The organism is Candidatus Phytoplasma meliae, from assembly GCF_016876135.2.
Genome location: NZ_JACAOD020000019.1, coordinates 1 through 8,320 on the forward strand (window position 1 = coordinate 1; position 8,320 = coordinate 8,320).

The following is an 8,320-nucleotide window of genomic DNA, read 5'->3' on the forward strand; positions in this document are numbered from 1 at the left end:
ATCATAGTTATTTGTGTTGTGGTAAACCACAAGAATAAAATAAAAAAAGAAGAAGACATAAAGAAACAAGAGGAAACTAAATTATTAGAAAAACAAAAAGAAGATAAACAAAAAGAAGCAGAAATAAAGAGACAAGCAGAATTAAGAAAAGAACAAGCAATTAAAACATCACCTAAATTACCAACAGTTGGACACAATCAAGATGGATCTATTAATAACATCATTGAATATAATCCAATAACAAATAAAAAAATTAAATTAACTGCATATAAAACAGTGAAAACAATTGCATACATTAAGGAATTTGACGCACAAGAAAAACCCGAAAAAGAAACCCAAGAAAACTTTACCCCAGAACAACAAGAAACTGCATCCAAGTTATATCAACAATATGAAGAACAAGCTAAACAACAAGCGGAAAAAGAAGTGAAAGATAAACAACAAGCGGAAGAAGCAGCACAAACTTCACTAACAGTTGAACGAGAAGAGCAACAAAGAAAAAAAGAAGAGAATAGGGAGGAATCAATAGAAGTATCATCAAGTGGTTCATCAGATTCCCAACAAGGAATGCGTGTTTATAAAAAAGGATTCCTTTTGTCGAATTCGCAGACATTATCTCAATTAGAAATGAATCCCTTTGCAACAAGCTCATCCAATAATTCTTTTAAAAAAGAAGTATTTTCTCATGTAACTATCCCTTTTGTTAATATGCATAATAGTAAAATGGATGCAACTAGAAGTCTTTGTGAAACTACGATTTCTGATGATAATCTTAAGAATCATGATTTAGGAGTTACTTCGACTTGTGATCAATTACAATCTATTAATTCCAAGAGTTATATATTTACTCTTCGCAATGATATTAAATTCTCAGATAACCAATCAATAGCTATTAAGGATGTTTTGTTTAGTTTAGAGGAATTGAAAAAAGTACAAACAAAAAATAAATTAAAAATTGACGCTGTACCAAGTGAACCCAATAAAATGAAAGTATCTTTTGATAATAATAAACCAAATCAACTATATACTTTATCGCAAACTATTTCATCTTTGAATGAAATTATTTTAGTACCGGAAGAAACTTATAATAATTCCTTATCTCAAGATACAGATGGAAAATCACGTTCTTCTTATGGTACAGATAATAATTATTTTACATCTTATGGACCTTATGTGGTTGAGATGTTTAATACCGACCATTCTCTTTTCACCTTGACTAAAAATCCTCAATTTCAAGCAGCAGATATACACAATGATAAAATTGAAATTCATTTGTCAAATGACAAAGCTAAATTAGAAAAAGCTTTACAAGAAGGAACAATTCATGAGTATAACAATCGATATTATCCATTTAGAAACAATCAAACCTTATTTAGATGAGAGTAAGTATAAGATCGATTATAAACAGTCTTTTGAAGGTGCACAAGATAATTCAAGAATGACTGTTTTATACTTTGATTTAGGGAAACAAACATCACAAGAAGGAGAAGCTCCTAATTATACTACTAATCCTCTTTTAAGAAAAGCTATTTTTTATGTTATTAACCGAGAAAAGCTATTATCTGATTTTAATAAAAAGGCACCTTCTGAAGAAACCAATACTAAGAAAACAGTTTTTTATCATAAACCTATTGTAACTTTTTTACCTGATAACATTAAAATACCTTCTTATATGTATAGTGTTTATAATGATACAACTCAACATAAAACTAATTATTTTGAATTTATTAAAGATGGTTATCTTCAAGAAGCTCAAGATTTGTGGCAACAGTTTAAAGAAAGCACTTCTTTACAAACTCCTTTAAAATTAACACTTTATTATCCTACACAAGATAAAGCAATAGATTATCAATTGTTAGCTACATTAATTAAAGCTCAAATTGAGGGTGTTTTTGTTAATGAGATAAATATTGATATAAAAGAGTTGCCAAACTTGACTTCGAATCCTATGATGGGATCACTAGGCAACCCACAAGAAAAAGCGGAATATAATAATTGCTTTAAAATAGATGATTTAAAATATACTCCTTCAAATAAACCATTTTTTATTTCTTTAGATAAGACCCAAAGTATCCAATTAGAATTAAGTGATTCTCAAAAAACATATTTAACACAAGCACATATTAACGCTGATTTTAGTAAACCAATAAAAATTTCTGATTTAGAAAGTGGTCAAGGAACAACAAAAAACATAATACCAAACCTAATCAAACAACCTTTTTCTCAAGATAAAGAAGAGTGTCTATTGACTATTTTGCAACAATTAGAAAAAAAATGTTATCAAGAAATGCGAAATATTCCTTTATTAAGAAAAATCAACCAAATAACTGTTGTTCGTAAATAAAATAAGCTTTTACTCAAAGGATTCATAAGAATGTTTAAAATTAATAAAAAAAATCTTTACATAATGTTATATGTTACTTTATTTCTGATTTTAGGTATGATTATTTGGGAATTAACCGATGATCATCATACTTCAGGTAAAAAAGTAAATAATAATGAAATTGTACAGAAAATTAAAAAAAATGAAATTAAAGAAATTACATCAGAAGAATTAGGGAATAAATATTTTCAAGGAAATGTTTATAAAATCATTTGCCTTACTAAAGATAATAATTTAATTTATACTAAAATGAATAATACATATTTTACAAGTTTAGTACAAAATACTTTAATTGGACGTCATGATATTATTTATAATAATGTTGAAAGTTCTTGGAATGCTAATATATTAAGAATTTTATTTAATATAATCCCTTTAATCTCTTCTATTATTTTCGTGTTTCATATCGCGATTACTATTAGAAAACAATCTGGTAAATTAAATTCTAATCCTCTTATTTCTTCTAAACAAAAATCTAAATTTACTTTCAAAGATGTGGCAGGCAATGAAGAAGAAAAAGAAGAGATGCAAGAATTAATTGATTTCTTAAAAAATCCTTATAAATATGAAAAAATAGGAGCTTCTATTCCTAAAGGGGTTTTATTAGAAGGTCCACCTGGAACAGGAAAAACCTTACTTGCTAAAGCAGTAGCAGGAGAAGCAAGGGTCCCTTTTTATTCTGCATCAGGTTCAGAATTTGTTGAAATGTTTGTAGGAGTTGGCGCATCCCGCATCCGTAAATTATTTGAAGAGGTGAGAAATCATGCTCCTTGCGTCTTATTCGTTGATGAAATCGATGTTTTAGGAGGAAAAAGGGGTAGCGGCAATTTTGGCGGTTCGCAAGAAAAAGATCAAACCTTAAACCAACTTTTAACTGAAATGGATGGCTTTAATTCTTCTAAAGGAGTTTTAATTATTGGAGCCACTAATAGAAAAGACATGCTAGATGCTGCTTTACTTCGTCCTGGTAGATTCGACCGCCAATTTACTGTTGGTTTGCCTGATGTCAAAGCAAGAGAGGCCATTTTAAAAGTGCATGCTAAAAACAAAAAGCTAGCTCAAGAAGTTGATTTATCACAAATTGCCAAACAAACTCCTTATATGAGTGGAGCTCAACTTGCTTCTGTATTAAACGAAGCATCTATTTTAACAGTTCGCAATAATAAAACATTAATTACAAATGAAGAATTATATGAAGCTATAGATAGAGTGTTAATGGGTCCTGCCAAAAAATCACGTAAATATGATGAAGATGAGAAAAAAATGGTTTCATATCATGAAGCAGGACATGCTGTCATTGGATTGAAATTGAAGCATGCTCAAAAAGTCCAAAAAGTAACTATTATTCCTCGTGGTGATGCAGGTGGTTACAACTTAATGCTTCCTGAAAAAGAAACTTTCTTTTCTTCTAAAAAACGTATGTTAGCTAATATCATCTCTTTTTTAGGAGGACGTGCAGCTGAAGAATTAATCTTTGATGATATTTCAAATGGTGCTTATGGTGATTTTAAATCTGCTACTCAAATTGCTACTCAAATGGTAACTAAACTTGGCATGAGCGAAATAGGCCCTGTCCAAGATACAGATAAAAAATCTGTTGATAGAGAAATTAAAAATATCATTGATACTTGCATGAAAGAAGCTAATAAGATTATCCAAGAAAACCAAGATTTACTTCATAAAATAGCTAATTTATTACTGAAAAAAGAAACTATTACCAAAGAAGAAATTGATAAATTAGTTTAATTATTAAAATAATATTACAAATAAAAAAAGAATTAAACTACAAAAACGAAAGCAGAAAGATTAAATCAAAAAATGAATAGTTTTAAAACATTTATAATAAAATACAAAAAAATGAAGAAAGAATGAAAAAATCAATGGCTAATGAAAGAAAAACAGAGAATTTAGTAAGAAAGATGTTAAAACAATCTGGATATTATGATAACGAAAGCACGTTAATTGAAGAACAAAAATCAGATAATCCAAGAATAGATAAATTACTCCAAAAAGCTAGTAAAAGTGGTCGAGGAAAGGGATATCCTGATTTTATTATTTCTTTTTGTGGTGAATCTGATAAAATAATTTTAATAGAATGTAAAGCCGAAACTACAAAACACGAAAGTAAAGATGGTAAACAATATAAAGATTATGCTGTGGATGGAGTTTTACTTTATGCTAGTTATTTTAAAGACGAATATAATGTAGTAGCGATTGCTGTAAGTGGGCAAAATGAAAGAGAACAACAAATATCTACTTTTTTATGGCTTAAAGAAAGTTACCGGCCTAAAGATATTCAAAATAAATTCATCCTTAATTCCAAACAATTAACAGAACAATTAACACAACAAGCTAAACCTTTGAGAGAATCAGAATTGTTGAGTAAAGCAATTGAATACAATAATTTATTACATAATTATGGGATTCCAGAAGTTGAAAGATGTACTGTTATTAGCTCTATTTTGTTATCTTTACAAGATAATGTTTTTATATATAGTTATAAGAATTATATAGAAAATAAAGAACTTATGAAAGGGATGATAGATGCTTGTGAAAGAGTTTTGAAGAATGCACAAAAAGGTTTACAAGGTGCAAATCAACAAGAAAAAATTAAAGTTATTATTGCCGAATATTCGAAATATAAATATAATAAAACTTTAACTAAATCAGAAAAAATTGAAGATAAAAAAACCAAAAAAATCAAACCAAACACACTTTTAAAAGATTTAATCAAAGATATTCATGATAATATTTTACCTCATATTAAACACTATAATTTTGAGATTTTAGGTAAATTTTATACTCAATTTATTCGTTATGCTGGTAGTGATGCTAAAACAGGTCTTGTTCTAACCCCTATTCACATAACAGATTTATTTTGCGATTTAGTAGATGTTCAAGCTAATGATGTGGTTTTGGATCCTTGTTGCGGAACAGGTGGTTTTTTAGTCTCTGCAATGAATGCCATGCTTAAAGATGCTAATGGTGATATTGAAAAACAAAAGAAAATTAAAAGCAATAATTTAATTGGTATTGAAAAAAGATCGGACATGTTTAGCCATGCTTGCTCTAATATGATCATGCGAGGAGATGGCAAAAGCAATATTTATCATGATGATTTTTTTGATCTCGATAAAAAAACCGAATCAGACATTAAAGGAGAGGGTGTAACTCCCCAACCTAATATCAGTTTTTTAAATCCTCCTTATAGAAAAGGAGAGCATGACGAACAATTGCAATTTGTTGAAAAAGCATTAAGTTTTTTAAAAAAAGATGGAAAATGTGTTGCGATTTGCCAAATGAGTATGGCTTTAAACACTAAAGCTTTGGAAACAAAAAAACGTTTACTTCAAAATCATACTTTAGACGCTGTTTTATCAATGCCTACTGACCTCTTTCATCCAATTGCAGTTCCTACTGTTGTTTTAATTTTTAAAGCTCATATTCCACATAATAGCAAAGTAAATACTTTTTTTGGTTATTATAAAAATGATGGCTTTATAAAACAAAAACACAAAGGACGATTAGATGTTAAAAAGGAATGGAATGATATCAAAGAGCAATGGTTGCATACTTATAGAAACAGAGAAAACACACCAGGTTTATCTGTTAATCATCCTGTTAAATATAATGATGAATGGGTAGCTGAAGCTTATATGAAAACTGATTATACTACTTTAACAGACCAAGATTTTGTCAACAAAATCAAAGAATTAGTAGCTTTTGAATTTTTGAATAATAGTGATAATTATGAAATTAGTTAAATTAAAAGATTTATTTGAAATCAAAAGAGGTGTTAATTTAATTTTTAGTAATTATACTTTAGACAACAATGGTATTCCTTTTGTATCTAGGACAGGAAAAAATAATGGTATTTGTGGATATATAACTGAAATTAATAATATTATCCCAAACCCCGCTAATACTATTTCAGTGGCTAGTAGTGGTTCGGTAGGATCTGCTTTTTTACAAACAAAACCTTATTATAGTGGTAACGATATTTATGTTTTAACACCACAAGCAAAAATGACAAAAGATGAAATGTTAGCTTATTGTGTATTCATTGAACATAATAAATATAAATATTCTTACGGAAGACAAATGAATAAAACTTTAAGAGAACTTTTAGTCCCTTCTTTTGCAGAAATGAAAAGCATAATTCCAAAAATAAAGACAAATAAATTAAAAAAAGATTCTTCAATTCATATTCGAATTAATTTAAAAGATTGTAAATGGGAATACTTCCGACTTGAAACTATTTTTGATCAATTTGAAAGAGGAAAAGAAATTATTGCAAATTCAGATAATAAAGGAGATATTCCTTTAATTAGTTCTACGTCTTTAAATAACGGTGTTCATAGCAAAATTAATAATGGTAAAAAAATATTCAAAGCTCCTTGTATTACAGTAGCAAATAATGGTAGCGTTTGTTCTTCTTTTTTTCAAAATCATAAATTTTATGCCACTTCTGATGTTACTGTTTTACAACACCAAAAATTAAATTTTTATAATGCTTGTTTTTTAATTACCATCTTAGAACAAGAAAAATATAGATTTAATTATGGAAGAAAATTTAGTAATACAAAAATGAAAAATTTAAAAATTAAATTACCAATTGATAACGAAGGGAAACTTAATTGGTGGTTTATGGAAAATTATATAAAATCACTTCCTTGTAGCAGTAATTTAAAATAATAATTGTGATAGATTTCGTATGTTATATTTTCTTAGGAATGATTGTTATTGAATATTTCATCTTTGATAAATGCATGGTTGCAGTTAGAAAAATTATTAAAGATAATAAAATTTCATTATTTAAAATATAAAAAAACAAGTAAAACAATCATATATAAAGATTATATGAGTATAAAACTTGTTTTTTTTTTTTTTGGTGTATAATTGTAATTAATAGCTATTTATTTATAGAAATCAATAGTTATTAAAAAAATAAAAATACTGTTAGAGAGGCTTAAAGAAGGATGAATAAATTTAAAAACTTTATTAACAAGAATAAAAAAATATTTATTATTTTATCTAGCGTTATAATTTGTGGTATTTTGATTTTTTTTATTAATAGACATTTTCAACAAAATTTAGAAAATAATGAAAAAAATTATATTGTTTTTTGATATTCTCTTCATAACTTAGATCAAAATATTTTTAATTATTTTATTTGTTTTTTATTGTACATTTTTAGTAAATATTATTTATCGAGAATAAAAATCATTTATTAGCAATAAAAAAAGAAAGAAAAATTATGTTAAGAAAATTTATTAGGAAAAATAAAAAAAGAATTATTATAAGTAGTCATATTTTTATCATTTTGTTAAATGTTGTAATTTTTGGCTGTTTATCAATGGTTCATATAAGAAGTAAAATTAAGAGTCGTGATTACACTTATGTTGATATTGATAATAGCATTAATAAAGATGATAATGTTAATACAAAGTATATTGAAAAAATTAATCAATATCTAAAAGAACATAAAGAAATATCGAAATTTCCTGAATATAATAATATTAAATTTCAAAATCAAGAAGCAAAATATAATGAATTTGTATCCCAAAAAAATGAAAATTTTATTTTGTTAGATGGTTGCTCATTTCAGCCCCAAAAGGAAACATCTTTTGAAGTTTGTGATATCTTAGAATTAACCTCAGATGGTATTATTATGCATCATGTTAAAAAATATAAAGAGCAATCAAATTCTACAGCAGCTATGAGTCATTTATTTAATCAAGGTATAGTTTCTATAGAATTAATGACTAATCAAGATCAAAATTTGCAAAAAGATTTGATTCAACAATTAAAAAACGTGTTAAGTCTCAATAAAGTAAATTCTAAAAAAATTGATAAAATAATAGGTTTCATTAAAGAGAAAAAAATAAAATTAATATATCAAATTATTATTGATAAACATGACGTACGTAATCCTCA

6 protein-coding genes are annotated in these 8,320 nt (G+C 26.8%); all 6 read left to right on the forward strand.

The genetic code is table 11. The features are described 5' to 3' along the window. On the forward strand, positions 1 to 1,380 hold a 1,380-nt coding region (locus CHTY_RS03480), incomplete at its 5' end, for an ABC transporter substrate-binding protein (RefSeq protein ID WP_210634612.1). Further along, positions 1,325 to 2,344, forward strand: a complete 1,020-nt coding sequence (locus CHTY_RS03485) for a hypothetical protein (protein ID WP_210634613.1) — start codon at positions 1,325 to 1,327, stop codon at positions 2,342 to 2,344. The genes CHTY_RS03480 and CHTY_RS03485, both read left to right, overlap by 56 nt. 30 nt (positions 2,345 to 2,374) lie before the next feature. Next, on the forward strand, positions 2,375 to 4,129 hold the full coding sequence (gene ftsH / locus CHTY_RS03490) for an ATP-dependent zinc metalloprotease FtsH (RefSeq protein WP_210634614.1): 1,755 nt from the start codon (positions 2,375 to 2,377) through the stop codon (positions 4,127 to 4,129). A 122-nt stretch (positions 4,130 to 4,251) separates the two neighbouring features. Beyond that, positions 4,252 to 6,147 carry an HsdM family class I SAM-dependent methyltransferase gene (locus tag CHTY_RS03495; RefSeq protein ID WP_210634615.1) on the forward strand — a complete coding sequence of 632 codons (1,896 nt, stop codon included), beginning with the start codon at positions 4,252 to 4,254 and terminating at the stop codon, positions 6,145 to 6,147. Continuing rightward, positions 6,134 to 7,078 (forward strand): restriction endonuclease subunit S, encoded by a 945-nt coding sequence (locus CHTY_RS03500; RefSeq protein WP_210634616.1) that lies wholly within the window; start codon positions 6,134 to 6,136, stop codon positions 7,076 to 7,078. The genes CHTY_RS03495 and CHTY_RS03500 overlap by 14 nt, the downstream gene beginning before the upstream one ends. A 562-nt stretch (positions 7,079 to 7,640) precedes the next feature. After that, the coding region (locus tag CHTY_RS03505; protein ID WP_210634617.1) for a TIGR04141 family sporadically distributed protein at positions 7,641 to 8,320 on the forward strand (680 nt) is incomplete at its 3' end.